The organism is Microbacterium phosphatis, from assembly GCF_049177115.1.
GTDB classification, from domain to species: Bacteria; Actinomycetota; Actinomycetes; order Actinomycetales; family Microbacteriaceae; genus Microbacterium; species Microbacterium phosphatis.
This window is the reverse complement of record NZ_CP185370.1, coordinates 1,370,038-1,395,807: the sequence shown is the minus strand read 5'-3', so window position 1 is coordinate 1,395,807 and position 25,770 is coordinate 1,370,038. Positions and strand designations below refer to the sequence as shown.

22 protein-coding genes are annotated in these 25,770 nt (G+C 71.7%); 3 read left to right on the top strand and 19 right to left on the bottom strand.

Annotation, left to right across the window (positions count from 1 at the left end; translation table 11 throughout):
* Positions 1-26 precede the first annotated feature (26 nt).
* Genes ACOKGD_RS06590 through gatC form a run of 4 tightly spaced genes read right to left on the bottom strand, consistent with a single transcriptional unit; the run spans position 27 to position 4,520 of the window.
* Positions 27-1,193 carry a glycoside hydrolase family 3 N-terminal domain-containing protein gene (locus ACOKGD_RS06590; RefSeq protein ID WP_342334957.1) on the bottom strand — a complete coding sequence of 389 codons (1,167 nt, stop codon included), beginning with the start codon at positions 1,191-1,193 and terminating at the stop codon, positions 27-29.
* On the bottom strand, positions 1,193-2,710 hold the full coding sequence (gene gatB, locus ACOKGD_RS06585) for an Asp-tRNA(Asn)/Glu-tRNA(Gln) amidotransferase subunit GatB (protein WP_342334959.1): 1,518 nt from the start codon (positions 2,708-2,710) through the stop codon (positions 1,193-1,195). The genes ACOKGD_RS06590 and gatB overlap by 1 nt, the downstream gene beginning before the upstream one ends.
* Positions 2,710-4,224 (bottom strand): Asp-tRNA(Asn)/Glu-tRNA(Gln) amidotransferase subunit GatA, encoded by a 1,515-nt coding sequence (gene gatA / locus ACOKGD_RS06580; protein WP_342334960.1) that lies wholly within the window; start codon positions 4,222-4,224, stop codon positions 2,710-2,712. Before gatA ends, gatB begins: the two co-directional genes overlap by 1 nt.
* Positions 4,221-4,520 (bottom strand): Asp-tRNA(Asn)/Glu-tRNA(Gln) amidotransferase subunit GatC, encoded by a 300-nt coding sequence (gene gatC / locus ACOKGD_RS06575; RefSeq protein ID WP_342334962.1) that lies wholly within the window; start codon positions 4,518-4,520, stop codon positions 4,221-4,223. Before gatC ends, gatA begins: the two co-directional genes overlap by 4 nt.
* Positions 4,521-4,570: 50 nt before the next feature.
* Here gatC and ACOKGD_RS06570 point away from each other — a divergent pair, with 50 nt between their 5' ends.
* Both ACOKGD_RS06570 and ACOKGD_RS06565 read left to right on the top strand, forming a co-directional pair.
* On the top strand, positions 4,571-6,274 hold the full coding sequence (locus tag ACOKGD_RS06570; protein WP_342334964.1) for a long-chain-fatty-acid--CoA ligase: 1,704 nt from the start codon (positions 4,571-4,573) through the stop codon (positions 6,272-6,274).
* A 59-nt stretch (positions 6,275-6,333) separates the two neighbouring features.
* Positions 6,334-8,217 carry a DEAD/DEAH box helicase gene (locus tag ACOKGD_RS06565; RefSeq protein WP_342334966.1) on the top strand — a complete coding sequence of 628 codons (1,884 nt, stop codon included), beginning with the start codon at positions 6,334-6,336 and terminating at the stop codon, positions 8,215-8,217.
* A gap of 63 nt (positions 8,218-8,280) precedes the next feature.
* Here ACOKGD_RS06565 and putP read toward each other — a convergent pair whose 3' ends face one another.
* The 7 genes from putP to ACOKGD_RS06530 all read right to left on the bottom strand — a co-directional run bounded on the left by putP (position 8,281) and on the right by ACOKGD_RS06530 (position 18,588).
* On the bottom strand, positions 8,281-9,777 hold the full coding sequence (gene putP, locus ACOKGD_RS06560; protein ID WP_342334967.1) for a sodium/proline symporter PutP: 1,497 nt from the start codon (positions 9,775-9,777) through the stop codon (positions 8,281-8,283).
* 142 nt (positions 9,778-9,919) lie between these two features.
* Complete coding sequence (locus ACOKGD_RS06555) at positions 9,920-10,906, bottom strand: aldo/keto reductase (RefSeq protein WP_342334968.1); 987 nt, start codon at positions 10,904-10,906, stop codon at positions 9,920-9,922.
* A gap of 9 nt (positions 10,907-10,915) precedes the next feature.
* Entirely contained in the window at positions 10,916-13,237 is a 2,322-nt protein-coding gene (gene ligA, locus ACOKGD_RS06550) for an NAD-dependent DNA ligase LigA (RefSeq protein WP_342334970.1), read from the bottom strand.
* Between the two features lie 39 nt (positions 13,238-13,276).
* Complete coding sequence (gene mnmA / locus ACOKGD_RS06545; protein WP_342334972.1) at positions 13,277-14,380, bottom strand: tRNA 2-thiouridine(34) synthase MnmA; 1,104 nt, start codon at positions 14,378-14,380, stop codon at positions 13,277-13,279.
* A 117-nt stretch (positions 14,381-14,497) separates the two neighbouring features.
* The gene (locus ACOKGD_RS06540) at positions 14,498-15,658 is read right to left on the bottom strand and encodes a cysteine desulfurase family protein (RefSeq protein ID WP_342334973.1); all 1,161 of its coding nucleotides are present in this window, start codon (positions 15,656-15,658) and stop codon (positions 14,498-14,500) included.
* Positions 15,659-15,665: 7 nt separating this feature from the next.
* Positions 15,666-16,610, bottom strand: coding sequence for a tetratricopeptide repeat protein (locus tag ACOKGD_RS06535; protein ID WP_342334974.1), 945 nt, complete (start codon positions 16,608-16,610; stop codon positions 15,666-15,668).
* A gap of 43 nt (positions 16,611-16,653) precedes the next feature.
* The gene (locus ACOKGD_RS06530; RefSeq protein WP_342334975.1) at positions 16,654-18,588 is read right to left on the bottom strand and encodes a glycosyl transferase; all 1,935 of its coding nucleotides are present in this window, start codon (positions 18,586-18,588) and stop codon (positions 16,654-16,656) included.
* A 165-nt stretch (positions 18,589-18,753) separates the two neighbouring features.
* On the opposite strand from ACOKGD_RS06530, the gene ACOKGD_RS06525 reads away from it, so the two are divergent.
* On the top strand, positions 18,754-19,803 hold the full coding sequence (locus ACOKGD_RS06525; protein ID WP_342334976.1) for an AI-2E family transporter: 1,050 nt from the start codon (positions 18,754-18,756) through the stop codon (positions 19,801-19,803).
* A 60-nt stretch (positions 19,804-19,863) separates the two neighbouring features.
* On the opposite strand, the gene ACOKGD_RS06520 is transcribed toward ACOKGD_RS06525, so the two are convergent.
* From ACOKGD_RS06520 to tsf, 8 genes are all read right to left on the bottom strand, one after another.
* On the bottom strand, positions 19,864-20,586 hold the full coding sequence (locus ACOKGD_RS06520; protein WP_342334977.1) for an alpha/beta hydrolase: 723 nt from the start codon (positions 20,584-20,586) through the stop codon (positions 19,864-19,866).
* A 20-nt stretch (positions 20,587-20,606) separates the two neighbouring features.
* Positions 20,607-20,891, bottom strand: coding sequence for a hypothetical protein (locus ACOKGD_RS06515; protein ID WP_342334978.1), 285 nt, complete (start codon positions 20,889-20,891; stop codon positions 20,607-20,609).
* Between the two features lie 10 nt (positions 20,892-20,901).
* A complete protein-coding gene (locus ACOKGD_RS06510) occupies positions 20,902-21,744 on the bottom strand; it encodes a transglycosylase SLT domain-containing protein (RefSeq protein ID WP_342334979.1) in 843 nt (280 codons plus the stop codon).
* A gap of 83 nt (positions 21,745-21,827) precedes the next feature.
* The gene (locus ACOKGD_RS06505; protein WP_342334980.1) at positions 21,828-22,391 is read right to left on the bottom strand and encodes a DivIVA domain-containing protein; all 564 of its coding nucleotides are present in this window, start codon (positions 22,389-22,391) and stop codon (positions 21,828-21,830) included.
* Positions 22,388-23,419: a phosphatidate cytidylyltransferase gene (locus tag ACOKGD_RS06500; RefSeq protein WP_342334982.1), complete on the bottom strand. Its 1,032-nt coding sequence runs from the start codon at positions 23,417-23,419 to the stop codon at positions 22,388-22,390. The genes ACOKGD_RS06505 and ACOKGD_RS06500 overlap by 4 nt, the downstream gene beginning before the upstream one ends.
* 4 nt (positions 23,420-23,423) lie before the next feature.
* Entirely contained in the window at positions 23,424-23,978 is a 555-nt protein-coding gene (gene frr / locus ACOKGD_RS06495) for a ribosome recycling factor (protein ID WP_342334983.1), read from the bottom strand.
* Positions 23,979-24,058: 80 nt separating this feature from the next.
* Complete coding sequence (gene pyrH / locus ACOKGD_RS06490; RefSeq protein WP_342334984.1) at positions 24,059-24,775, bottom strand: UMP kinase; 717 nt, start codon at positions 24,773-24,775, stop codon at positions 24,059-24,061.
* 143 nt (positions 24,776-24,918) lie between these two features.
* Positions 24,919-25,746, bottom strand: a complete 828-nt coding sequence (gene tsf, locus ACOKGD_RS06485) for a translation elongation factor Ts (RefSeq protein WP_342334985.1) — start codon at positions 25,744-25,746, stop codon at positions 24,919-24,921.
* Positions 25,747-25,770: the final 24 nt, after the last annotated feature.

Sequence of the window (25,770 nt, the reverse complement as noted above, 5' to 3'; positions counted from 1 at the left end):
CGATCACCGACATCCGCCCGCGCCCCTCACTGGTCGAAGGCGGGACCGTCCAGCACCCCCGACGCCAGCACGCGGAGCGTCACGACGCGGGTGGCGGCCTCCTCGAGGCGGTCCGGGGCGACCTCCTCGGCGATGGCCGCGGCCATCGCGGGCGCCGTGCCGGCGTTCGAGCCGGCCACCATCAGCGCCATGTCGGCTCCGACCGAGATCGCAGTCACGGCATTGCGCACCGGATCGGCGTATCGCTCCTCCCCCGACGACAGCAGCATGCCGAGGTCGTCCGTGATGGCGACGCCGTCGAACCCGAGGTCGTCGCGGAGGATCCGGTACCACTCCGGCGAGAGCGAGGCCGGGGCGTCGTCCACCGCCGTGAAGCGCAGGTGCCCCGTCATCACCAGCTCGGCCCCGGCGTCGATCCCTGCCTGGAACGGCGGGGCGTGCTCGACGCGCCATCGATCGAGCGGCAGATCGGTCTCCGGGATGGCGTGATGCGAGTCCCCCGGTGCCGCCCCGTGCCCCGGGAAGTGCTTGAGCGTCGAGAGGACGTGACCCTTCTCACCCTTGACCGCGGCGGCGACGCGATCGGCTGCCGCGGCGGCGTCCGCCCCGAGGGCGCGAGGACGGATGAATCCGCTGGTGGCGCTGCCGACGTCGGCGATCACGCCGAAGTTGACGCTGATGCCGGCCCGCTCGAGCAGCGAACCCCTCGCCGCGAACGCCGCACGGGCGGCGTCGACGGGCTGCGCCTGGAGAGCAGCGCCGGCGGGAGCCGTGTCCCAGGCGAGACGCGAGACGGTTCCGCCCTCCTGATCGGTGGCCAGCAGCGGCGGCAGCGTGCCGTCGTCGCCGTCCATCGCGTCCGTCAGAGCACGCAGGGCGTCCTCGCTCGGCGGAACGTTCGAGCCCATCAGGATGAACCCTCCGAGCCCGCTGTCCGCGAGGTAGGCCTCGAGCGGGAGCGGGTCCGTCCCTCCCACCGTGCCCATCACCACGGTGGCGGCCCGCTCCTGCGCCGACATGTCGTCGACGATCGCGCGCGCCAGCACGGTCGCGATCTCGTCGCGAGACGCGGGAGCGGCAGCTGTGGCCTCCGCCGGGCGCGGCGCGGCCGACGACGGGATGGCGACGAGAAGGCCGAGGCCGGCCAGCGCGGCGGCGAGCCACGCTGACCGGCCTCGGCCTGACAGAGACATCACGCCTGGCCGGCGCGCTCCAGCACGAGCTCGCGGACGCGAGCGGCGTCCGCCTGGCCCTTCATCGCCTTCATCACGGCGCCGATGACGGCACCGGCGGCCTGCACCTTGCCGTCGCGGATCTTCGCGAGGACATCGGGCTGGGCGGCCAGTGCCTCATCGATCGCGGCGATGAGGGCGCCGTCGTCGGACACGACCGCGAGCCCGCGGGCGTCGACGACCTCCTGCGGGGTGCCCTCTCCGGCGATGACGCCCTCGAGCACCTGACGCGCGAGCTTGTCGGTCAGCGTGCCGGCGTCGATCAGCTTCTGCAGGGCGGCGACGTTCTCGGGCGTGACGAGCGCGGACGGCTCGCGCCCCTCGGCGTTGGCCGTGCGGGTGATCTCGCCCGTCCACCACTTGCGCGCGGCGGCGGGCGTCGCCCCCGCGGCGATGGTGGCCTCGACCTCGGCCAGCAGCCCGCCGTTGGCGACGTCCTGGAACTCGAGGTCCGTGAAGCCCCAGTCGGCCTTCAGGCGGCGGCGACGCGCGGCCGGCGGCTCGGGAAGCGCCGCGCGCAGCTCCTCGATGAGCTCGATGCTCGGCTCCACCGGCAGCAGGTCGGGCTCCGGGAAGTAGCGGTAGTCGTCGGCGTCCGACTTCGGGCGCCCGGGCGAGGTCTCGCCGGTGTCCTCGTGCCAGTGGCGCGTCTCCTGCGTGATCGAGCCGCCGTCGGCGAGGATCGCCGCCTGACGCTGGATCTCGTAGCGCACCGCGCGCTCGACCGAGCGCATCGAGTTGACGTTCTTCGTCTCGGTGCGGGTGCCGAGCTTCTCGGCACCGCGCGGTCGGAGCGACACGTTGGCGTCGCAGCGCAGGTTGCCGCGCTCCATCCGCGCCTCGGAGATGCCCAGGGCGATCGCGATGTCGCGGATCGTGGCGAGGTAGGCCTTGGCGACCTCGGGCGCGCGGCCCTCGGTGCCGAAGATCGGCTTCGTCACGATCTCGACGAGCGGAACGCCCGCGCGGTTGTAGTCGACAAGCGAGTACTCGGCGCCCTGGATGCGACCGGTGGCGCCGCCGACGTGCGTGAGCTTGCCGGCGTCCTCCTCCATGTGCGCGCGCTCGATCGGGATCGTGATGATCTCGCCGTCCGAGAGCTCGACCTCCACCGACCCCTCGAAGGCGATCGGCTCGTCGTACTGGCTGATCTGGTAGTTCTTGCCGAGGTCCGGGTAGAAGTAGTTCTTCCGGGCGAAGCGGCTCGACGGCGCGATCGAGCAGCCGAGCGCGAGGCCCAGGCTGATCGACGAGCGGATCGCCTCCGCGTTCACCGTCGGCATCGAGCCGGGCAGGCCCATGTCGACGGGGGCGATGAGCGTGTTCGGCTCGGCGTCGTGGTTGTCCGGGTGGGCGGGGTTGGCCGCCGACGAGAACATCTTCGTCCTGGTGTTGAGCTCGACGTGGACCTCGAGACCGATGACGGGCTCGAACAGCTCGAGCGCCTTGTCGAAGTCCATCAGCTTGGCGGCAGCCATCAGCGCGCCCCTCCCTTGAGCTCGGGAGCCCGGTCCAGCAGCAGACCGCCCCATTCGTCGACGAGCAGCGCCTCGAGCGCGGCTCCCACCCGGTACAGCCGGGCGTCCTCGCGGGCGGGCGCGAGGAACTGGATGCCGACCGGCAGCCCGTCCTCCGCCGCGAGCCCCGTCGGCAGCGAGATGCCGGGGACGCCGGCGAGGTTCGCCGGGATGGTCGTCAGGTCGTTGAGGTACATCGACAGCGGGTCGTCGATCTTCTCGCCGATCTTGAACGCCGTGGTCGGCGCGGTCGGCGTCGCGATGACGTCGACCTGGGCGAACGCGGCGTCGAAGTCGCGCTGGATGAGCGTGCGGACCTTCTGCGCGCTGCCGTAGTAGGCGTCGTAGTAGCCCGCCGAGAGGGCGTAGGTGCCGAGGATGATGCGGCGCTTGACCTCGGGCCCGAAGCCCGCGTCGCGCGTGGCCGACATCACGTCCTCGACCGTGCCACCCGGCACGTCCAGGCGCATGCCGAAGCGCACCGAGTCGAACTTGGCGAGGTTGCTCGACGCCTCCGCGGGGAGGATCAGGTAGTACGCGGCGACCGCGTACTCGAAATGCGGCGCGCTGATCTCGACGATCTCGGCACCCTGCGCCTCCATCTTCGCGAGGGACTCGTGGAACGACGCCGCGACGCCCGGCTGAAAGTCGGCGTCCGGCAGCTCGGTCACAACACCGACCTTCAGACCCTTGAGCACGTCGCCGCGCGCGCCCTCGCGGGCGGCCTGGGCGAACGACGGCCAGGCCTCGGGGATCGACGTGGCGTCGTGGATGTCGTGGCCGCCGATGACGTCGTGGAGCAGGCCCGAGTCGAGGACCGTGCGGGTCACGGGGCCGACCTGGTCGAGGCTGGAGGCGAGCGCGATCGCGCCGTAGCGGCTGACGCCGCCGTACGTCGGCTTCACGCCGACCGTGCCGGTGACGTGGGCGGGCTGGCGGATGGATCCGCCGGTGTCGGAGCCGAGTGCCAGCGGCGCCTCGAACGCGGCCACCGCGGCGGCCGAGCCGCCACCGGATCCGCCGGGGATGCGGTCGAGATCCCACGGGTTGCGGGTGGGGCCGTAGGCGGAGTGCTCGGTCGACGATCCCATGGCGAACTCGTCCATGTTCGTCTTGCCGAGCGGCACGAGGCCCGCGGCGCGCGAACGGGCCACGACGGTGGCGTCGTAGGGCGACATGTAGCCCTCGAGGATCTTCGATCCCGAGGTCGACGGCATGTCGGTCGTGACGAGCACGTCCTTGATGGCGAGGGGCACGCCGGCGACGGGGCCGAGATCCTCGCCCGCCGCGCGGCGACGGTCGATGTCGGCGGCGACGTCCAGCGCACGGTCCGAGACGTGCAGGAACGCGTTCACGTCGCCGTCGACGGCGGCGATCCGGTCGAGGTGGGCCCGTGTGGCCTCGACGCTCGAGATCTCGCGCGAGGCGAGCTTGTCGGCGAGGTCCGCCGCGCTGAGGCGGGTGATGTCGGTCACTGCTCTTCTCCCAGGATCGCGGTCACGCGGAAGCGCGATCCGTCGGCGTCGGGCGCGTTCTGCAGGGCCTGCGCCGTCGTCAGCGTCTCCGTCACCTCATCCGGGCGGAAGACGTTCTGCATGGGGATCGGGTGGCTCGTCGCCGGGACATCGGGGGTGGCGACCTGCGCGACCTTGGCGATGGTGTCGACGATCGCGTCGAGCTCGCTGGTCATGCGGGTCACCTCCTCGTCGCTCAGCTGGATCCGGGCGAGCACACCGAGATGGCGCACGAGATCAGGGGTGATTTCAGACACCCCTCGAGTCTACGTGGTGGCGCCCGGGGCACTCGGCCTAGCCTGGAGCCGTGACCACGTATGAGCCGCCGCGCCCCTGGATCGCCAGCTACGCCGCGGGCGTGCCCGAAGACCTCGACGAGATCACCGGATCGCTGCCGGATCTCGTCGCCGCGTCGGGACGCGAGTTCGCTCACGCGCCGGCTCTGCAGTTCTTCGGCCGGACCACGAGCTATGCCGAGCTAAACGCGGCCATCGAGCGCGTCGCCGCGGGGCTCCACGCGCGGGGCGTGCGCAAGGGCGACCCGGTGGCGATCATCCTGCCGAACTGCCCGCAGCACATCATCGCGTTCTACGCGATCCTGCGCCTGGGCGCCGTGGCCGTCGAGCACAACCCGCTCTACACGCCACGCGAGCTGCGCAAGCAGTTCGAGGATCACGGTGCCAAGCACGCGATCGTGTGGACCAAGGTCGTCAGGCAGGTGCAGGACTTCCCCGCAGACCTCGCCGTGAAGACCCTCGTCTCGGTCGATGTCACCCGCGCCATGCCGCTGCAGATGCGGGCGCTGCTGCGTCTGCCGATCGCGAAGGCGCGCGAGTCGCGCAGCCAGCTGACAGAGAAGGTGCGCGGCACAACGCCCTGGGAGGAGCTGCTCGCCAGCGAGCCCCTGCCCGCGTCGCACCCCGGCCCGAAGACGGAGGACCTGGCGATCATCCAGTACACCTCCGGCACGACGGGCACCCCCAAGGGAGCCGCCCTCACGCACCGCAACCTGCTCGCCAACGCGGCGCAGGCGCGCGCCTGGGTGCCGACGATCCGCCGCGGCCTCGGCACGAACGTGTACGCCGTGCTGCCGATGTTCCACGCGTACGGCCTGACGCTGTGCCTCACCTTCGCGATGTCCATGGGGGCACGGCTTGTGCTGTTCCCCAAGTTCGACCCGGACATGGTGCTCGATGTGATCAAGAAGCACCCCGCCACGTTCCTCCCGCTTGTGCCGCCGATCGCCGATCGCCTGCTCCGGCGCGCGAAGGAGCGGGGCGTCTCGCTCGCGGGCACCGAGATCGCGATCTCGGGGGCCATGGCGCTGTCGCCCGAGCTCGTCGAGCCGTTCGAGGCCGAATCCGGCGGCTTCCTCGTCGAGGGGTACGGGCTCAGCGAGTGCTCTCCCGTGCTGATGGCCAACCCCGTCGCCAACCATCGGGTCGCCGGCAGCGTCGGCCTGCCGATCCCCGGCACCGAGTGCCGGGTGGTCGATCCCGACGACCCGACCCGCGACGTCGAGCCCGGCGGGCGCGGCGAGCTGCTGGTGCGCGGACCCCAGGTCTTCGGCGGCTACTACGGCAAGCCGGAGGAGTCCGAGGCGGTGTTCGTCGACGGCTGGTTCCGCACGGGCGACATCGTCACGATTGACGAGGCCGGCTTCGTGCGCATCGTCGACCGGATCAAGGAGCTCATCATCACGGGCGGCTTCAACGTCGCCCCGACCGAGGTCGAGAACGTGCTGCGCCAGCACCCCGACGTGGTCGACGCGGCGGTCGTCGGCCTGCCGAGTGAGCACAGCGGCGAGGAGGTCGTCGCCGCGGTGGTCGTGGAGCCCGGCCGCGAGCTCGACGTCGAGGCGCTGCGCGCCTACGCGCGAGGGATCCTCACCCCGTACAAGGTGCCGCGCCGGGTGTTCGTCGTCGACGAGCTGCCGACCTCCATGATCGGCAAGGTGCTGCGCCGGCAGGTGAAGGAGCGGATCGAGGCCCTCACCTCGAACGCCCCCTGACACACCCGCGCGCAGCGGTGCCCAGGCATTTGCACATGCGCGAGCGGTAGCGTTGACAGGTGACTGACGAGCAGGATGCCCCGATCGAGACCGACGCCCCCTCCACCCCCGGATTCGAGGAGCTCGGAATCACCGGATCCGTGCTCGCCGCGATCCGCGCCCTCGGCTACGAGACGCCGTCGCCGATCCAGCAGGCGACGATCCCGACCCTGCTGAGCGGCCGCGACGTCGTCGGCATGGCGCAGACCGGAACGGGCAAGACCGCCGCCTTCGCGCTGCCGATCCTCGAGCGCCTGGACGTGGCGCGCGCAGTGCCCCAGGCGCTGGTGCTGGCGCCGACCCGCGAGCTGGCCCTGCAGGTGGCCGAGGCCTTCGAGTCCTACGCGGCGCAGATGCCCGGCGTGCACCTCCTCCCGGTCTACGGCGGCCAGGGCTACGGCGTGCAGCTGTCGGCCCTCCGTCGCGGCGTGCACATCGTCGTCGGCACCCCCGGTCGCGTGATGGACCACCTCGCCAAGGGCACGCTCGACCTGTCGCAGCTCGAGTACCTCGTGCTCGACGAGGCCGACGAGATGCTCAAGATGGGCTTCGCCGAGGACGTCGAGCAGATCCTGTCGCAGACGCCCGAGGACAAGCAGGTCGCCCTGTTCTCGGCGACCATGCCGCCGCAGATCCGCCGCATCGCGCAGCAGTACCTGCGCGACCCGCAGGAGATCTCGGTCAAGTCGAAGACCTCGACCAGCCCGAACATCACGCAGCGCTACCTCGTGGTCTCGTACCAGCAGAAGGTCGATGCGCTCACGCGCATCCTCGAGGTCGAGAACTTCGACGCGATGATCGTCTTCGTCCGCACCAAGAACGAGACCGAGACGCTCGCCGAGAAGCTGCGCGCCCGCGGCTACTCGGCCGCCGCGATCAACGGCGACATCCCCCAGAACCTCCGCGAGCGCACCGTCAACCAGCTCAAGGAGTCGAAGCTCGACATCCTGGTCGCCACCGACGTCGCCGCCCGCGGCATCGACGTTCCCCGCGTCAGCCACGTCGTCAACTTCGACATCCCGACCGACACCGAGTCGTACGTGCACCGCATCGGCCGCACGGGTCGTGCGGGCCGCACGGGCGACGCGATCAGCTTCATCACCCCGCGCGAGCGCTACCTGCTCGCGCACATCGAGCGCGCGACGCGCCAGCAGCCCGCGCAGATGCAGCTGCCGACGGCCGAGGACGTCAACACGACGCGCCTCGCCCGCTTCGACGACGCGATCACGGCGGCGCTGGAGGACACGGCGCTGCTCGACACCTTCCGCGACGTCATCGCCCACTACGTGCGCAACCACGACGTGCCCGAGGCCGACGTCGCCGCCGCGCTCGCGATCGTCTCGCAGGGCGACAAGCCGCTGCTGATCGACACCGAGCAGGACGCCCTGGCCGCCGCGGTCGCGGCGGACAACCGCCCCCAGCGCGACCGCAGCGCCCCCCGCGAGCGTCGCGAAGGCGGCTCGGACGAGCGCGCCCCCCGCCGCAGCCGCGGCGACTTCCAGGCGTACCGCATCGAGGTGGGACGCCGTCACCGCGTCGAGCCCCGCCAGATCGTCGGCGCGCTCGCGAACGAGGGCGGCCTGCGCCGCGACGACTTCGGTGCGATCAACATCCGCCCGGACTTCTCGATCGTGGAGCTGCCGGCCAACCTCGACGCCAGCGTGCTCGAGAAGCTGCGCGACACCCGGATCTCCGGTCAGCTCATCCAGATCCGCGCCGACCGCGGCGCCCCCGCGCGTCGCTCGTACGGCGACCGCGACGGCGGCGACCGTCGCTCGTACGGTGGCGACCGCGACGGCGGCCGTTCGTACGGGGGCGAGCGTCGCTCCTACGGCGACCGCCCGGCGCGCGACGACCGCGGCGGCGACCGCCCCGATCGCAAGCCGCGCCACCGCAACGACTGACGTCTCGGACGCACAGTGAAACGCCCGCCGGATCCGATCCGGCGGGCGCTTCACTGTCTGCGCCTAGGAGGCGGAGGAGGCGCGGGCCGCAGAGCCCGGCACCACGATCGCCTCGGTGCGGGAGAACTCGTCCGCGATCTCGTCATCGCGGCGATAGGTCGCCGAACTCACGGCCCAGGCGACGAGCAGGTTGAGCGCGAAGCCGGGCACGATCTCGTACAGCCCGGTGCCGAGCAGCGGCCACACGAACACCGTCACGGCACCCACGATCATGCCCGCCAGGGCGCCAGTCGCGCTGAGGCGGCGCCAGAAGAGCATCAGCAGGATGATCGGCCCGAACGCGGCCCCGAAGCCCGCCCACGCGAAGCCCACCAGCTCGAGGATCGAGCTCTCGGGGTCGAGCGCCAGCAGGATCGCCACGACCGCCACGACGAGGACGCACAGCCGACCGAAGAGCACCAGCCGCTTCTGGCTGGGCTCGCGCTTGAGCACCACCTTGGCGATGTCCTCGACCAGCGCCGAGGAGGTCACCACGAGCTGGCTCGAGATGGTCGACATGATCGCGGCGAGCACGGCCGAGAGCACCAGGCCCGCGACGAACGGATGCATCAGCGCCTGCGCCATCTCGAGCAGCACCGTCTCGGGGTTGTCGAGCTCATCGCCGCGGAAGTACGCGATGCCCACGAAGCCCGCGATCACCACTCCCAGCAGCGACAGGATCATCCATCCCATGCCGATCCACCGGGCCGTGCGCGCCTCGGCCGCCGAGCGCAGCGCCATGAAGCGCACGATGATGTGCGGCTGCCCGAAGTAGCCGAGGCCCCAGGCCAGCGACGAGACGATCGCGATCACGGTGACGCCGGTGAGGTCCTCGCCGCCGAGCAGGGAGAGATGCTCGGCGGAGACCGCGTCGCCCACGGCGCCGAAGCCGCCGAGCGCGACGATGGCGAGCACGGGGACGATCAGCGCCGCCGCGAGGATCATCAGGCCCTGCACCATGTCGGTGAGCGACGCGCCGAGGAAACCCCCGAACAGCGTGTAGGCGAGCGTGACCCCGCCGACGATCAGCATGCCGGCGAGGTACGAGCCGCCGAAGGTCGCCTCGAAGAACACGCCGCCGGCGACCATGCCGCTCGAGATGTACAGCGTGAAGAACACCAGGATGATCACGGCCGAGACGATGCGGAGCAGGCGTGATCGGTCGCGCAGGCGGTTCTCGAAGAAGCTCGGGATCGTGATCGAGTTGCGGGAGACCTCGGTGTACGCGCGCAGGCGCGGGGCGACGAACTTCCAGTTCAGATAGGCGCCGATCGTCAGGCCGATGGCGATCCAGGCCTCGACGAGGCCCGCGGCGTAGATCGCGCCCGGCAGCCCCATAACGAGCCAGCCGGACATGTCCGAGGCGCCCGCGCTCAGTGCCGCCACCGCCGGCGGCAGGTTCCTGCCGCCCAGCATGTAGTCCTCGTGGTCCTTGGTCTTCGTCGCGGCGTAGACGCCGATCGCGAGCATCGCGGCGAAGTAGATCACCAGCGCGATGATGAGCCAGGTCTGTGCGGTCATGCGAGCGCCTCCGGTCTCCTGCGCGTCGTCGGTGACGCGCTCGAGTGTTCTTCCTACGAAGGATGGCCGATACGCGGCCCGGGCCGCGACCGCCAGGCCGTGTCGTCTCGGTTTCGCGACACGACGTGGCGGTCGTCGGCGATCACCAGCGGCCGTGCACCTGGGCCCGGATGCGCTCGTCGTAGAGGTCGCGAACGGCGTCGAGGAACTCCTGCGGCAGCGGGGCGACCGAGCCGGCGGCGGCGTTCGCGCGCGCCTGCTCGGGCGTGCGCGCGCCCGGGATCACGGTCGAGACGCCCGGCAGCTGGACGATCCAGGCGAGGGCCGCGGTGGCGGGCTCGAGTCCGATGCCGCGCGCGAGCTCGGCGAACCGCTGCGCCGCGTCGACCCCGGTCTCGTAGTCGACGCCCGAGAAGGTCTCGCCCACGTCGAACGCCGAGCCGTCCCGGTTGAAGTTGCGGTGGTCGTTCTCGGCGAAGGTGGTCTCGCGGGTGTAGCGCCCGCTCAGCAGACCGCTGGCCAGGGGCACACGTGCGATGATCCCGACCCCGGCGTCGGCGGCGGCCTGCAGGACCTCGTCGAGCGGCTTGCGACGGAAGGCGTTCAGGATGATCTGCACGCTCGCCACCCCCGGCCGGGCGATGGCGCGCAGGGCCTCATCGGCGGTCTCGACGCTCACCGCGTAGTTCTTGATCGCCCCTTCCGCGACGAGCGTGTCGAGGTCGTCGAACACCCGGTCGCTGTCGTACACCTCGCCGGCCGGGCAGTGCAGCTGCACGAGGTCGAGAGTGTCGACGGCGAGGTTCTTGCGCGAGCGATCGGTCCAGGCGCGGAAGTTCTCGAGCGTCGCGTGCTCGAGCTCGGGCCCGACGCGACGGATCATCTTGGTGGCCACGAACACGTCGGCGTCGGGATTGGCCCGGCGCCACTGGGCGATCGTCTGCTCGCTGAGCCCGTCGCCGTAGACGTCGGCGGTGTCGAAGAAGGTCACGCCGGCTTCGTAGGCCGCGTCGAGCACCTCCAGCGACTTCGCGGGGTCGACATCGCCCCAGCTTCCGCCGAGCTGCCAGGTGCCGAGGCCGATGACCGAGACGTCGCGTCCGGTGCGTCCGAGAGTGCGCTGTTCCATGCGTCGAGCCTATTCGGCGACCGGCGGCAGGGCGGCCGGGCCCTCGGTGACCAGCAGGTGGAACTGCGCGGCGTCGATGATGCGGACACCGAGCGCCTCGGCCTTCGCCAGCTTCGACCCCGCCCCCGGGCCCGCCGCGACGAAGTCGGTCTTCTTGCTGACGCTCGAGGCGGCCTTGCCGCCGGCCTGCAGGATCGCCTCCTGTGCGCCCTCGCGGCTGTAGCCCTCGAGCGCCCCCGTCGCGACCACGGTGAGCCCCTCGAGCACACCCCCCGCGGTGACAGCGGCACCCGGCCCGGGGTGCCCGGGCGTGGAGAACCGCACGCCGGCGGCCGTCCAGCGGTCGATGATCTCCAGGTGCCAGTCGACGGCGAACCAGTCGAGCAGCGAGTCGGCGATGATGCCGCCGACGCCCTCGACCGCGGCGAGCTCGTCCCGGCCCGCGGCGCGGATCGCGTCGAGCGACCCGAAGTAGGCCGCCAGCGCACGCGCCGCGACGGGACCGACATGCCGCACGTTCAGGGAGACGAGCAGGCGCCAGAGCTCCTTCGTCTTCGCCTTCTCGAGCTCTTCGAGCAGCTTGATGGCCTGGGCGGAGGGCTGGGAGCCGTTGAGCCCCTGCTTCTTCTCGGCCGCCGAGGCGTTGCGACGGAACGGCGCGCGGCGCACGAACTCGCCCGTCTTCTCGTCGACCCGGCGCTCGCCGGTCTCGGCGTCGCGCGCCACCACCTCGATCGGCACGATCTGCTCGAGGGTGAGGTCGAAGAGCCCGGCCTCGGTGTGCAGGGGCGGCTCGGCCGGGAGATCCGGCTGCGTGAGCGCGGCGGCCGTGACCTCGCCGAGGGCCTCGACATCGAGCGCGCCGCGGGATCCGATGTGCTCGACGCGGCCGCGCACCTGGGCGGGGCAGTCCTTCGCGTTCGGGCAGCGGAGGTCGATGTCGCCCTCCTTCATCGGGCGAAGCGGGGTGCCGCACTCGGGGCAGTCCGCGGGCATCACGAAGGCGCGCTCGGTGCCGTCTCGCTTGTCGACCACCGGGCCGAGCACCTCGGGGATGACATCTCCGGCCTTGCGCAGCACGATCGTGTCGCCGATCAGCACGCCCTTCGCCTTGACCACGTCCTGGTTGTGCAGCGTCGCCTGACGCACGACCGATCCGGCCACGAGCGCGGGCTCCATGATCGCGTACGGCGTGGCGCGGCCCGTGCGGCCCACCGAGACCACGATGTCGAGCAGGCGCGTGTGCACCTCTTCCGGCGGGTACTTGTACGCGATGGCCCACCGCGGTGCGCGGCTCGTGACACCGAGCTCGTCGTGGAGCGCGAGCTCGTCGACCTTCACCACGATGCCGTCGAGCTCGTGCTCGATCGAGTGGCGGTGGGCGCCGAAGTGCTCGACGAACTCGATCACCTCGTCGATCGAGCCGCAGACCCTCGGATGAGGGCTGATCGGCAGGCCCCACTCGGCGAACAGCGCGTAGACCTCGCTCTGGGCGCCGACGGGCGGGTTCGGCCACGCGCCGAGGCCGTGCACGTAGAGGCGCAGCGAGTTCACGCGCGCGAGGCCGGCCTCGAGCTCGAGGCCGGACTTCTTGTCGAGCTGCTGGCGCAGGCCGCCGCTGGCCGCGTTGCGGGGGTTGGCGAACGCCGGGAAGCGGCGCGCCGCCGAGCGCTGCGCCTTCTCCTCGTCGACGCCGCGGGCGCGCGAGTCGGCGAGGACGCGCTCGCGCAGCTCGGCCTGCAGGGCGTTGAGCTTCTCGAACGCGGCGACGGGGATGAACACCTCGCCGCGCACCTCGACGATCTCGGGGTGCCCCGTGCCGGAGAGCCGCTCGGGGATGTCGGCCAGGCGCAGTGCGTTCTCGGTCACGATCTCGCCCACGCGCCCGTCTCCGCGGGTGGCGGCGGAGGTGAGCACGCCCTTCTCGTACCGGAGGTTGATGGCAAGCCCGTCGATCTTCACCTCGGTGAGCCAGTCGACGCGGCGCCCCGCGGCGTCCTGCGTCTTGGCGGCCCACTCGCGCAGCTCGTCGATCGAGAAGACGTTGTCGAGCGAGAGCATGCGCTCGGCGTGCTCGATCGTCGCCAGGCCCGTCCCCTCGGCGGCGCCCACCATCCGCGTGGGCGAATCCTGGCCGGCCAGCTCGGGGTGCGAGCGCTCGATCGCCTCGAGCCGGTGCATCCAGCCGTCGTACGTCGCATCGTCGACGAGCGAGGTGTCGCGACCGTAGTACGCGTCCTTCGCCTCGAGGACCCGCTCGGTCAGCTGCTGCGCCTCGGCGCGCGCCTCGTCGAGGGTCAGGTCAGGGAGGTCACGAGCGTCGTCAGCCACGCCCCCAGTCTAGGAAGGGCCGCCGACAATCCGAGCGTGTCAGACCGGGGCGGGAACGGCCGAGACGGTGCGATCGATGGTGCACTGCCCCAGCACACGCGTCCCGTCGTAGACCACGGCCGTCTGGCCGGGTGCCACCCCGTGCAGCGGCTCGTCGGGCGTCACCACGAACTCGCCGTCGCGCACGATCGCCCACGCGGGCACCGGGTCGGCGTGGGCGCGCACCTGGACATCGCAGCGGAAGGCCGTGGCAGGGTCGGCGGGTGCGGCGCCGGCCCACGAGAACCGCGCCCCGGCGAGCTCGCCGACCGCCAGCGCCTCCTTGGGACCGACGACGACCGTGTTCGTCACCGGGCGCACCTCGAGCACGAAGCGCGGCTTCCCATCCGGCGCGGGCACGCCCAGGCGCAGGCCCTTGCGCTGCCCGACGGTGAACGCGTGCGCGCCGTCGTGTGCGCCGACGACCGCACCCGAGCGATCCACGATCTCGCCCTGCGCCGCCCCGACCTTGTCGGCGAGCCACCCGCGGGTGTCGCCGTCGGGGATGAAGCAGATGTCGTAGCTGTCGGGCTTGGACGCGACCGTCAGGCCGCGCGCCTCGGCCTCCGCGCGGACCAGCGCCTTGGACGGCGTCTCGCCGAGCGGGAAGTAGGTGTGCGCGAGCTGCTCGGCGGTGAGGACACCCAGCACGTACGACTGATCCTTCGCCTCCTCGCTCGACCGGTGCAGCTCGAGGCCGCCCTCGCCGTCGCGCAGGATCGCGTAGTGGCCCGTGCAGACGGCATCGAACCCGAGCTCGATCGCGCGCTCCAGGAGCGCCGCGAACTTGATCTTCTCGTTGCAGCGCATGCAAGGATTGGGCGTGCGGCCCGCCTGATACTCGGCCACGAAGTCGTCGATCACATCGTCGCGGAAGCGCTCCGAGAAGTCCCAGACGTAGAACGGGATGCCCAGCCGGTCGGCCACGCGCCGGGCGTCCATGGCGTCCTCGATGGTGCAGCAGCCGCGGCTGCCCGTGCGCAGCGTGCCACCCGCGCGCGACAGCGCGAGGTGCACGCCGACGACGTCGTGCCCCGCGTCCACCGCGCGGGCCGCGGCGACCGCGGAGTCCACTCCGCCGCTCATCGCCGCCAGGATCCGCATCCGTCCATTTTAGGTCGACGCGCCCGACGTGAGGCCGCGCGGCCCTGGGAGCACGCCGCGACCTGCCGCGACGCCCCACGCCCCGCGCGCGGCGGGTCCCGCCCCGCCCGCACCGGGTCAGCGGCGCGCGGCTGTCCGGTAGGCGGCGGGAAGAGACGCGGCCAGCGCGTCGACATCGGCCGGGGTGGTCGTGCGGCCGAGCGTGATGCGCAGCACCTGTCGCGCCGCCCGCTCGTCGTACCCCATCGCCATGACGACATGCGAGGGCTCGGGCACACCGGCCTGGCACGCCGAGCCGGTGGATACCGCGATGCCGTCGCGGTCCAGGAGGTACAGCAGCGACTCCCCCGGTGCCCCGGGGAGATGCACGTGGACGTTGCCGGGAAGGCGATCCCGAGGGTCCCCGAGCAGGATCAGCTCGGGGATCTCCGCGCGAAGTCGCGCGATCAGGGCGTCGCGCAGCGCCGCGAGGCGCGTGGCCTCGGCCTCCCGCTCCGCCTCTGCCAGCTCGGCCGCCACGGACAGGGCGGCGGCGCCGGCGACGTCCTGGGTGCCGGCGCGCAGCGCCCGCTGCTGACCCCCGCCGTGCTGCAGCGCGGTGAGCCCGGCCTCCCGGGAGACGACCAGCGCCCCCGTGCCGACCGGCGCCCCCAGCTTGTGCCCGGACACGCTCAGCGCGACGAGCCCCGTGGATCCAGACGCGTCGCCCCGCCAGCCGCGGAAGCTCACCGGCACGTGCCCGAGGGCGGCCACCGCGTCGAGGTGCAGCGGCACCCCGTGCGCGGAGGCCGCCGCGGCCAGTGCCGCCGCGTCGTTCACGGTGCCCGCCTCGTTGTTGGCGACGAGAGCGGTCGCCACCGCGGCGCCGTCGAGCGCGGCCGCGAACCGCTGGGGCAGGATCCGCGCCGCCCCGTCCAGCGCGACGGGCGCGATCCGTGCGCCCTCGTGCGCCTGCAGCCAGGCCACGGTGTCGAGGGTGGCGTGGTGCTCGCCGTCGGGAAGCACAACCGTGTCCGCGCCATCGCGCCGCGCCCACCACAGCCCCTTCAGGGCGAGGTTGATCGACTCGGTGCCGCCGGAGGTGAAGACCACCTCGATCGGCTGGCAGTCGAGCACAGCCGCCAGGCGCTCGCGCGCGTCCTCGAGGACCCGTCGCACGTCCTGACCTGCGCCGTGGATCGACGACGCGTTGCCCAGGTGAGCGGCGGCCTCCAGCCACGCGTCGCGTGCCTCCGGGCGCAGCGGTGCCGTCGCCGCGTGATCGAGGTAGACGGTCACGCTCGACTCAGAAGAGCAGCGACGTCAGGCGTCCCCGCGCGCGCACGACTCGCGGATCCGCCGACCCGATGAGCCCGAAGAGCTCGAGAAGGCGCTCCCGCACCGGCCCGCGCTCGTCCGTCCCCAGCGCGGCGAACAGCTCGAGCAGGCGGTCGAAGGCGTCGTCGACGTGACCGCCGGCGATGTCCAGATCGGCCACGGTCAGCTGAGCGGCGACATCGCGCGGCCCCGCCGCGGCGGCCGCGCGCGCGGCCTGCAGGTCGACGCCCTGCACCCGGTCGAGCAGCTTGACCTGACCGAGACCCGCCTGGGCCTCCTCGTCGCGGGGGTTCTGCTTGAGGGCCTGCTCGTAGGCGGCGATCGCGCGGGTGTAGTCGCCGACCTCGATGGCCGCGAACGCCTCGGCGTGCAGCGGCGGCAGGGGCTTCTCCTCGGGCTCGGCCGGGGCATCGCCCTCGGCATCGGGCGCGGGAACCGTGCCGGTGACACCGTTCTGCCCGGCGAGCTGCAGCAGCTGGGCCAGCACCTGACCGAGCTGGTCCGCCGGCAGCACTCCGGCGAACATCGGCACGGGCTGCCCCGCGACCAGGGCGATCGTCATCGGGATCGACTGCGGACGGAACGCCTGCACCAGCTGCGGGTTGGCGTCGGCGTCGACGCGCACGAGCACCAGGCGACCGGCCTGCGCACGCACCGCGCTCTCGAGCCCGGCGTCCGGGCCTCCGGCGCGCGGAGACCACAGCTCGACGACGACCGGGACGCTGCGCGACAGCTCGAGCACGTTGCCGAACGAGGCGTCGGTGACGTCGGCCACCACGGAAGGCGCTCCGGAGTCGGCCGGAGCATCGGCACCGCCCGCGGGCGCCGCCCCCGGCGTGGGCCGGTTGCGGAGGGAGGACAGATCAACGGCACCGCGCAGGGCGGCGGCGGTCAGGCCGGAGGGGTCGCTCATCGGACGCCTTTCGTGAGAGAGGTGGGGGTCGACGGAAAGAGGATCACTCGGCGAGGGCCGCGCTGCGCAGGCCCGACGAGTATCCGAGGACGCGGATCGGCTCGGTGGAGCCCTGCGCCGGGACGGCGAAGAAGAGCTGGTTGGTCGCCGTCTCGACGACGCCGGTGGTGCTCTCCTCCTCGCCCACCAGAGCCACCACGCCCTTGTTCTCGCCGAACTTGATGACGACGTCCGCCTCCTTGGGCTTCGTCACGATCCGCGTGTCCACCGTGACGGCCACCAGTGCGCCGCTGTCGAGCGTGGCGAGCGAGATCGGGGGCTCGGCACCGGCCGCCTGCTCGAAGGTCATGGTGCCCGTCTCGGCGGCCGCCTCGTTGAATCCGGCGAGGGTCTCGGCGCGAGCGGTCTCGAGGGCGGTGCGGAACGCGTCGTTGTCCATGTCGAACAGCGCGGCGTACTGGCTCTTGTCGCCGAGGGCGATCACGTCGGCGTAGGCGGCGGCGAGCTCGTCGGGAGCGATCTGCAGGAAGGACGAGTCCGGCGGCACCAGCGACGACCCGAGCCAGGACGGGGCGAGCTTGGGGACCTCGACGGAGGCCTCGAGCGTGGCCACCGTCGTGACCTTGTAGTTGGACCAGGGGTCGGCCTGCGTGATGTTCATGATGCTGGGCGGCGCCTGCGTCTCGCCCTCGGCGGCCTCCGCGCCCTCGACGATCATCATCGCCGAGCGCGGCCACTCCTCGAACGCCTGCGGGAGGAGGATCTCGACGCTCGCGCCCGGGATGGCGACGGGGGCCGGGAAATCGGCGGCCGATCCGCGCACGGTGTAGTTCACCTTGCGCATCTCGAGCGCGATGCCACTCAGGCGCGTGGCGGCCAGATCGGCGTCGAGCGACGCATCGGCCTCCGCGATCGTGGTCGCGATCGACTCGGCGATGCGCGCCGCCTGGGCGTCGGTCAGCGCCGGCGCCTTCTGGTTCTCGGCCGCGACGACGGTGGGCGTGGGCGACGGCGTCGGGCTGGCCTCGAACTGCGGCCAGGCATCCGGCGAGCAGCCCGTGAGCAGCGCCAGGCTGAGGCCCATCGCGGGCAGGGCGAACAGGGCGCGCCGGCCGCCGCGGGCGGTGCCGGAGTCCTCCGGGCCCGCCCCGGGCGGGGTCTCCCCCGGCTCAGTGGTCGACGCATCCGCTTCGACGGGCGCATCGGCATCCGCCGTCGCGTCGGCGTCGGACGCCTGGGCGTCGTCGCCGGCGGTGAGCTCCTTCTGGGGCTCCGGCGCCGTCACCGCGGCGCGGCGACGGCCGGCGCCGAGGGCGCGCGGGCCCGCGGGCGGCAGGGCGCGGCCCTTGCGGCGCGGTCCGCGCGAGCGGCGCACGTGACGCACGCCGAGGAAATACAGGATCACGCCGAGCAGCAGCAGCATGCCGCCGAGCACGATGAGGGGCCCCGCCCACGGGGTGGCGTTCGAGATCGGCCAGACGATCGAGATGTCGGCCGGCGCGGGGGCCACGCCATCGGAGGCGAGCAGCACGCTCACGCCCTCGGGCAGCTGCAGCTTCTTGCTGAGCTCTCCGGTGGTCGAGGTGAACTCGTCGAGCCAGAGGTCGGCGCCCGCGGGGCTGCGCCCCGGGAACGCGCCCTCATACGTGGGCTCCGCCGCGGCGACGGACTCGGCGACGGCGTCGCCGGACTTGTCCAGCGTCACGTGCGTGTAGGGCGCATCGGCCAGCCATGCCTGCATGTCCGCCGTGCGGCCGTAGGCGAGGTAGATCGTCTCCGTCCCGGACACGTTCAGGGTCTGCAGACCCGCGTTCGCGCGGAACACCTCCGCGTCGATCAGCGTGTATGGCTGCGGCTCGGAGACGTCGACCGACATGGTCGCCTCATCCGGCCCCAGGAACACGGTGCGCTGCGCGATGCCCGCGCCGATCAGCGCGGCCGCGAGCACGAAGGCGATGACTGCCCAGACGAAACGCACGAATTCGACTCCTCACACGACCCGCTCATCGGTACGGACGGGTCCTGGTTCAGACGTCCCAGCCTATCCAACGGGGCCTGTGTGCCACCCACAAGGGCGCCGGAGCACATCGACGGCGGATGCTCCCCCTATCCTGACGTGAGACCCGCTGCTCTAGGAGGCCGTGTGAAGATCCACAACCCGTTCCGTCTCGCGCTGGTCGCGACCCTCGGCGTCGGGCTGGGAATCCTTCTCCTCCAGAGCGTCCAGACGCTGTCGACGATCCTGCTGTACGTGGGCACCGCGCTGTTCATCGCGCTGGGCCTCGATCCGGCGGTCGCCTGGCTCGAGCGGCGCCGCCTGCCGCGCTGGGCCGCGGTGCTCATCACCCTGGTGGCCGTGCTGGGGCTGTTCACCGGCATCGTGCTGATCATCCTGCCCGTGCTCGTCGATCAGATCAGCGGCCTCGTCAAAGAGGTCGGCCAGATCATCGAGAAGGGCACCTGGCAGGAGGATCTGAAGGCGCTGGTGGGCGGGCTCTTCCCGGCGCTCGACATCGACGTGATGTTCGAGAGCGTGAACGAGTGGCTCGTCAGCAACATCGACACGATCAGCGAAAGCGTTGTGGGCGTCACGTTCGGCGTGGTCAACGGGTTCTTCGGCGCATTCATCGTGCTGATCCTGACGATCTACTTCACGGCATCGACGCCGTCGCTCAAGCGCGCGATCTATCAGCTGGTCCCCGCCTCGAAGCGCGCCACGTTCGTCTTGCTCGGCGACCAGATCACCGACTCGGTCGGGTACTACGTGATGGGGCAGGTCAGCCTCGCACTGCTCAACGGTGTGCTGAGCATCATCTTCCTCACGATCATCGACGCGCCGTTCCCGGCGGTCCTCGCGGTCGTCGCGTTCGTGGGGTCGATGATCCCGCTCGTCGGAACGATCTCGGGCTCGACCGTGATCGCGCTCACCTGCCTCATCCCCGGCCTGGGCTCCCCCGGCACGGCGCTGGCGGCGGCGATCTACTACCTCATCTACATGCAGATCGAGGCGTACGTGCTCTCGCCGCGCATCATGAGTCGCGCGGTGTCGATCCCGGGCGGTGTGGTCGTGGTGGCGGCACTGGCCGGTGGCGCGCTGCTGGGCCTGCTCGGCGCGCTCATCGCGATCCCGGTCGCCGCGAGCATCCTGATCATCTACCGTCAGGTCGTCATCCCGCGGATGAACGAGCGCTGACGCCCCCGTCCGCGCCCTCTGCGGGCGCGCTGTCGCCGGCGCGAGAGCGCGCGAGGAGACCTACGCCTGCGCGGGCTCCGGCCACTCGGTCGGCAGCGGCAGCGCGGCCGGGTTGATCGCCCCCACGATCTCGCTCAGGACACGCGCGGTCTGCTTCTCGCCGACCCAGAGGTGCTTGCCCTCGGCGACGTCGACGAGACGCATCTGCGGGATGAGCGAGAAGCGCTCCGCCGCCTCGGCGGGCCGCAGGTAGTCGTCGAACTCGGGGATGAGCGCGATCATCGGGCGGGGGTCGCCCGCCCAGGCGCGCAGCTCGTCGTCGCTCGTGCGGTGCAGGGGCGGCGAGAGCAGGATCGTCCCGCTGGTGCGGTGCCCGCGACCGTACTTCAGGGCCAGCTCGGTGCCGAACGACCATCCGAGCAGCCACGGGTTCGGCAGGCCGCGCTCGGCGACGAACGCCATGGCCGCGGCGACATCGGCCTCCTCGGTCACCCCCTCGCCGAACGCGCCCTCGCTTGTGCCGCGCGGGGACGACGTGCCGCGGGTGTTGAAGCGCAGCACCGCGAGGTCGGCGAGTGCCGGCAGGCGGGCGGCCGCCTTGCGGATGATGTGCGAGTCCATGAAGCCGCCGTGGGTGGGCAGCGGATGCAGCGTCACCAGGGTCGCGACGGGCTCCCGGTCGAGCGGAAGCGAGAGCTCCCCCACGAGGGTCAGACCGTCTGCGGTGTGCAGCTCGATGTCCTCGCGCTGAGCGGGAAGCAGCGCGGCGCCGCGGATCTCCATCGGATGTCCTCTCGCGGCCCTCAGGCCGTTCTCCAGCAGTGGGTGTGCCAATGGCGTCGTGCGGCCAGGTCGGCCGCCGCGCCCAGCACCCCGTCCTCGCGCCACACCACGAGATGTGGAACGCCGATGTCGATGGTGCCGCCGCAGCCGGGACACGTGTACGTCTTCTCGGCGCGGGCGCCCGAGACGGGCTGCACGGAGAACTCGCGACCGCGGCGCGTCTCCGTGCGACGCCAGCCGGCGATCAGTCGATCAAGCGAGTCGTCGCCGGGCCCCTCCGGGCGGCGACGGTGCGAACGTGGCATAGCGCGGCGCTTACCACCAGTGGTTGGCGGTCCAGAAGGCGTAGGCCCCGGCCCAGCTGCCGTAGCGGCCGGTCGCGTAGCCCGTCGCCCACTGCAGGTTCGCCACGGGGTTGTAGCCACCGCCGGGCACCTTGCTGCACGGCAGCGCCTGGACGAGACCGCACGCGCCCGAGGACGCGTTGGTGGCGTTCGGGTTCCAGCCGCTCTCACGCGAGACGATGTAGTCGACGTAGCCCCAGTCGCTCTGAGCGATGCCGGCCGCTGCCATCCAGTCGGACGGCGCGCCACCGCCGGTGTAGAGAGGCGAGCCGAGCGCGATCGCGCCGCTGGAGGCGGCGGGCTGGGCCTTGGCCGCCTGCGCCTCCTCCGCCTTCTTGGCCTCTTCCTCGGCCTTCTTGGCGGCCTCGTCGATCGCGGCCTGGATCTCCTCGCGCGTGGCGCCGGCGGGCACCTCGACGTCCTTCGTCGCGGCGTACGCCGCCCACTCCTCGGCCGAGGCCTTGGGGTGCGGGCTGCCGTCGGACTGCGGCTCGAGCTTGACGCCGTAGCCGGCGCCGTAGACCAGGCTGCCTGCCGGGGTGAGGTTCGCAGCGGCCACGTAGACCTGCGCGTTCTCCTGGACCGTGTCGAACCGCGATCCCGGGGTGCCTTCCGCCATGGCGGAGGCCGTGGGCACGAGGTACGCGGCGAGGAAGCCGAAGGCCGCCACGCCCGCGAAGACGTTCAGCACACCGCGTCGACGGTTCAGACGGGTCGACGCAGGTGCGGCGGCAGCGCGGGTGTCGATCGCACGCACATCGCGTCGCGTGATCTGGGCTGCCGTTCGGGTTCGGGTCTCGTTGGGCGAAGTCACAGTGCCCCGAGTGTAACCCGGGCCTCCTGGGGATGTCACGCCAGAGCGTGATCTTTCCGTTATCTGAGGCCGAGGGCTCCCGCTCAGCGGACCGCGAGCATCACGCCGATCACGGCGTCGAGCAGCGCGTCGACCTGCTCCTCGCGATATCCGCCGCGCACCGAGCGGAACGCGGCGCCGCGCACCTGGTCGACCGTGATCGGCTCGCCCGCCTCGAAGAAGCGCGTGAGGCGATCCGTGACGAGGTCCACCTCGTCGGTCGAGTAGCCGTACGACAGGATCCCGACGCGATCGAAGCGCTCGCGACGCGCGCGGCTCATCCGATCCAGGATCACCTGCGCCTCCTCGCGGGCGTGCTCGACCCAGGCGTCGGGCCCGGCGTCGGCGATCGCGCGCTCGCGCTCACGCGCGGCGAACGCGTCCTCGATGCGCCCGAGGGCCGCGTCCACGGCCGCGACCTGGTAGCCGCCGCGCTTGAGCGGGAATGCCACCTCGCGGACGGAGCGCGCGTCGAGTGCGGCACCGCCGGCCTCGAAGGTGCCGCGCGCCTGGCTGAGGAAGGCGTCGACGGCCGCGCGGTCGTAGCCCTTCTCCCGCCCGCGGGCGAGCGGGAAGGCCTGAGGGCGAGTCGAGTCGGAGATGGTCATGCAGCCCCCAGCGGAGAGAGGAAGTGGTGGAGGGCGAGCGCCGCCGTCGCCGAGGGCAGGATGCTGTCGAGCCGGTCGAGGACGCCTCCGTGGCCCGGAAGCCACGAGCTCATGTCCTTGACCCCGAGGTCGCGCTTGACCATCGACTCGCTGAGGTCGCCCACCGTGGCGCTGCCGACGATGACGGCGCCGAAGATGAGGCCGCTCCACCACGGGAGGCCGAGCATGAACTGCGCCAGCAGCGCGCCCGCGATGAGCGAGGCGAGGACCGCGCCGGCGAAGCCCTCCCAGGTCTTCTTGGGGCTGATGCGCGGCGCCATCGGGTGGCGTCCGAAGCTCAGACCCGCGGCATACGCGCCCGTGTCGGCGGTCACCACGACGGCGATGAACGCGAGCACCCACCACTCGCCGCCCGGCTCGCGCAGCAGCACCAGCGCGAGGCTCGTGAGGAAGGGCACGTAGAGCATCACGAATGCGCTCACGACGACGTCGGCGACCACGTCGGCGTAGAGGCGGCCGTCCTGCGCCACCATCTGGGCCAGCAGGCGCCACACCACAACAAGCGCCAGGGAGGCGAAGATCATCGACCAGTGCAGCCACAGGTCGCCCCAGTAGGCCGAGCCGAGCAGCAGCACCACCGCGGCGAGCTGCGGCACGAGATCGATCCGGCGACCTCCGGCCTGCAGGGCCCGCGACAGTTCGAACACGGCGAGCACCGCGGCGGCGAACGCGAAGAGCGCGAACACCCACTTCACGAAGATCAGCGACGACACCACGACCGCGCCGATGACCAGCCCGATCCCGATCGCCGCGAACAGATCGCGCCCCGTCCGCTGCTTGATCCGCTGGTTCGCTTCCTCGAACTGGTCGAGGGCGTGGGCCGCGTGCGCCTCGAACTCGCTGCGCGCCGCACGGATGCGCGCCTCGAAGGCGGCATGGTGCTCGGCTTGCGGCGGCACGCCGGCGGCGCCCACCACGGGCTGCGCCGTGTCGGGCGCCGGCGGATCTGCGTCAGGGGCGTCTGTCATGGGATCAGACCTCGAGAAGCTCGGCTTCCTTGTGCTTGAGGGCGTCGTCGATCTGGTCGACGTGCGCCTTCGTGATCGCGTCCAGCTCCTTCTCGCCGCGAGCGACGTCGTCCTCGCCGATCTCGTCCTTCAGGGCGTCGAGGTCGTCCTTGATCTGCCGGCGGATGCCGCGCACGCGGACCTTCGCGTCCTCGGCCTTCGACTTCACGATCTTCACGTACTCCTTGCGGCGCTCCGTGGTGAGCTCCGGCATGGTGATGCGCACCAGGGATCCGTCGTTGGTCGGGTTAGCGCCGAGGTTCGGGATCGCGCGGATCGCCTCCTCGATCGCCTTCAGCGCCGACTTGTCGTACGGCGTGACGATGAGCGTGCGCGCCTCGGGGTTGGCGAGGGCGGCGAGCTGCTGCAGCGGCGTGGGCGTTCCGTAGTAGTCGACGAGGACCTTCTGGAACATCTGGGGGTTCGCGCGACCCGTGCGGACCGACGCGAAGTCCTCCTTCGCCGCCTCGACGGCGCGGTCCATACGGGAGGTGGCCTCGGCCAGGACGTCCGCGATCACTGTGACTCCATTCATCGGGGTGTTACTCGAAGTTTAGTGCGCGCCTCGCGCGCTCCTCGGAAGCCGGGGCTCCCGTCTCGTCACGCGCTGACGAGCGTGCCGATCTCGGCGCCGAGAAGCGCCCGGGTGACGTTGCCCGGCTCCATGCCGAACACGCGCATGTTGATGCGGTTGTCCATGCAGAGGCTGAAGGCGGTCGAGTCGACGACCTTCAGGCCCTGGACGAGGGCGTCGCTGTAGCTGACGGTGTCGAGCTTGGTCGCCGTCGGGTCGGTGCGCGGGTCGGCGGTGTAGACGCCGTCGACGCCGTTCTTGGCGACGAGGACCTCGTCGGCCCCGATCTCCAGCGCGCGCTGCGCCGCGACAGTGTCGGTCGAGAAGTACGGCAGGCCGGCGCCGGCGCCGAAGATGACGACGCGGCCCTTCTCGAGGTGGCGCGTCGCGCGACGCGGGATGTACGGCTCGGCGACCTGGGTCATCTCGATGGCCGACTGCACGCGCGTGGCGGCGCCGGCCTGCTCGAGGAAGTCCTGCAGGGCGAGGGCGTTCATGACGGTGCCCAGCATGCCCATGTAGTCGGCGCGGCCGCGATGCATGCCGCGCTGGCTGAGCTCGGCGCCGCGGAAGAAGTTGCCGCCGCCGACGACGACCGCGACCTCGACCGTGTCGGTCGCCTCGGCGATCTCCCGCGCGATCTGGCTGACGATGTCGGGGTTCACACCCAGCTGTCCGCCTCCGAACGCCTCGCCGGAGAGCTTCAGCAGGACGCGCCGGCGTCCGGTCTTCTCAGTGATCACGTGTGTTCCTCTCGTCGCGTACTAACGCTACCGGTGCCGATGGATTCGCCGCGGTGCGGTGGCCGGGAGATTTCCCGAGGGAGACGGGCCCGCGCGCGGCAAAGGGGCCCGGATCCGCGGATCCGGGCCCCTTTGGGAGACGCTTAGGCGCCGACCTTGAAGCGGGCGAAGCCCGTCACGGTGATGCCGGCGGCCGAGGCCACCTGCGCGACCGACTGCTTGTCGTCCTTGGCGTACGCCTGGTCGAGCAGGGCGACCTGCTTGAAGTAGGCGTTCAGGCGACCCTCGACGATCTTCGGAAGGGCGGCCTCGGGCTTGCCCTCCTGGCGCGTGAGCTCGGTGACGAGCTCGCGCTCCTTCTCGACCTCGGCCGCGGGGACCTCGTCGCGCGTCAGGTACGACGGGTTCGCGAACGAGATGTGCTGCGCGATCGAGCGAGCGGTCTCGGCGTCGCCACCCGTGTAGGCGACGACCACGCCGACCTGCGGGGGCAGGTCCTTGCTGGTCTTGTGCAGGTACACCTGGAAGGCGTCGCCCTCCAGCGTGCGCACACGACGCAGCTCGACCTTCTCGCCGATGATGGCGGCCTCGTCGTCGATCAGCTCGGCGACGGTCTGGTCGCCCGCGGGGGCGGCCAGGCCGGCCTCGGCCGAGTCGGCGGCGACGGCGGCGACCGCGTCGGCCACCTTGTCGGCCAGCGCGAGGAAGCGCTCGTTCTTGGCGACGAAGTCGGTCTCGCACGCGAGCTCGACCAGCGTGACCTTGCCGTCGACCTCGCGCGAGGTCACGAGGCCCTCGCTCGTGGAGCGGTCGGCACGCTTCGCGTTGCCCTTCGCACCCGCGAGACGGAGGATCTCGGTGGCCTTCTCGACGTCGCCGTCAGCCTCCTCGAGCGCCTTCTTGGTGTCGACCATGCCCGTGCCGAGCTGCTCGCGCAGCGCCTTGATGTCGGCGATGGTGAAGTTGGCCATTGGTACTGGCTCCTCAGGTTCGGT

What these genes read in the sequence shown, in the direction of transcription:
- ACOKGD_RS06520 (WP_342334977.1), bottom strand. Translation starts at nt 20,586, where the DNA reads ATGGAGATCCGCGGCGCCGCGCTGCTTCCCGCTCAGCGCGAGGACATC.
- putP (WP_342334967.1), bottom strand. Translation starts at nt 9,777, where the DNA reads ATGACCGCACAGACCTGGCTCATCATCGCGCTGGTGATCTACTTCGCC.
- ACOKGD_RS06500 (WP_342334982.1), bottom strand. Translation starts at nt 23,419, where the DNA reads ATGACAGACGCCCCTGACGCAGATCCGCCGGCGCCCGACACGGCGCAG.
- ACOKGD_RS06505 (WP_342334980.1), bottom strand. Translation starts at nt 22,391, where the DNA reads ATGACCATCTCCGACTCGACTCGCCCTCAGGCCTTCCCGCTCGCCCGC.
- gatB (WP_342334959.1), bottom strand. Translation starts at nt 2,710, where the DNA reads ATGGCTGCCGCCAAGCTGATGGACTTCGACAAGGCGCTCGAGCTGTTC.
- ACOKGD_RS06555 (WP_342334968.1), bottom strand. Translation starts at nt 10,906, where the DNA reads ATGGAACAGCGCACTCTCGGACGCACCGGACGCGACGTCTCGGTCATC.
- ACOKGD_RS06590 (WP_342334957.1), bottom strand. Translation starts at nt 1,193, where the DNA reads ATGTCTCTGTCAGGCCGAGGCCGGTCAGCGTGGCTCGCCGCCGCGCTG.
- ACOKGD_RS06515 (WP_342334978.1), bottom strand. Translation starts at nt 20,891, where the DNA reads ATGCCACGTTCGCACCGTCGCCGCCCGGAGGGGCCCGGCGACGACTCG.
- tsf (WP_342334985.1), bottom strand. Translation starts at nt 25,746, where the DNA reads ATGGCCAACTTCACCATCGCCGACATCAAGGCGCTGCGCGAGCAGCTC.
- ACOKGD_RS06535 (WP_342334974.1), bottom strand. Translation starts at nt 16,610, where the DNA reads ATGAGCGACCCCTCCGGCCTGACCGCCGCCGCCCTGCGCGGTGCCGTT.
- mnmA (WP_342334972.1), bottom strand. Translation starts at nt 14,380, where the DNA reads ATGCGGATCCTGGCGGCGATGAGCGGCGGAGTGGACTCCGCGGTCGCC.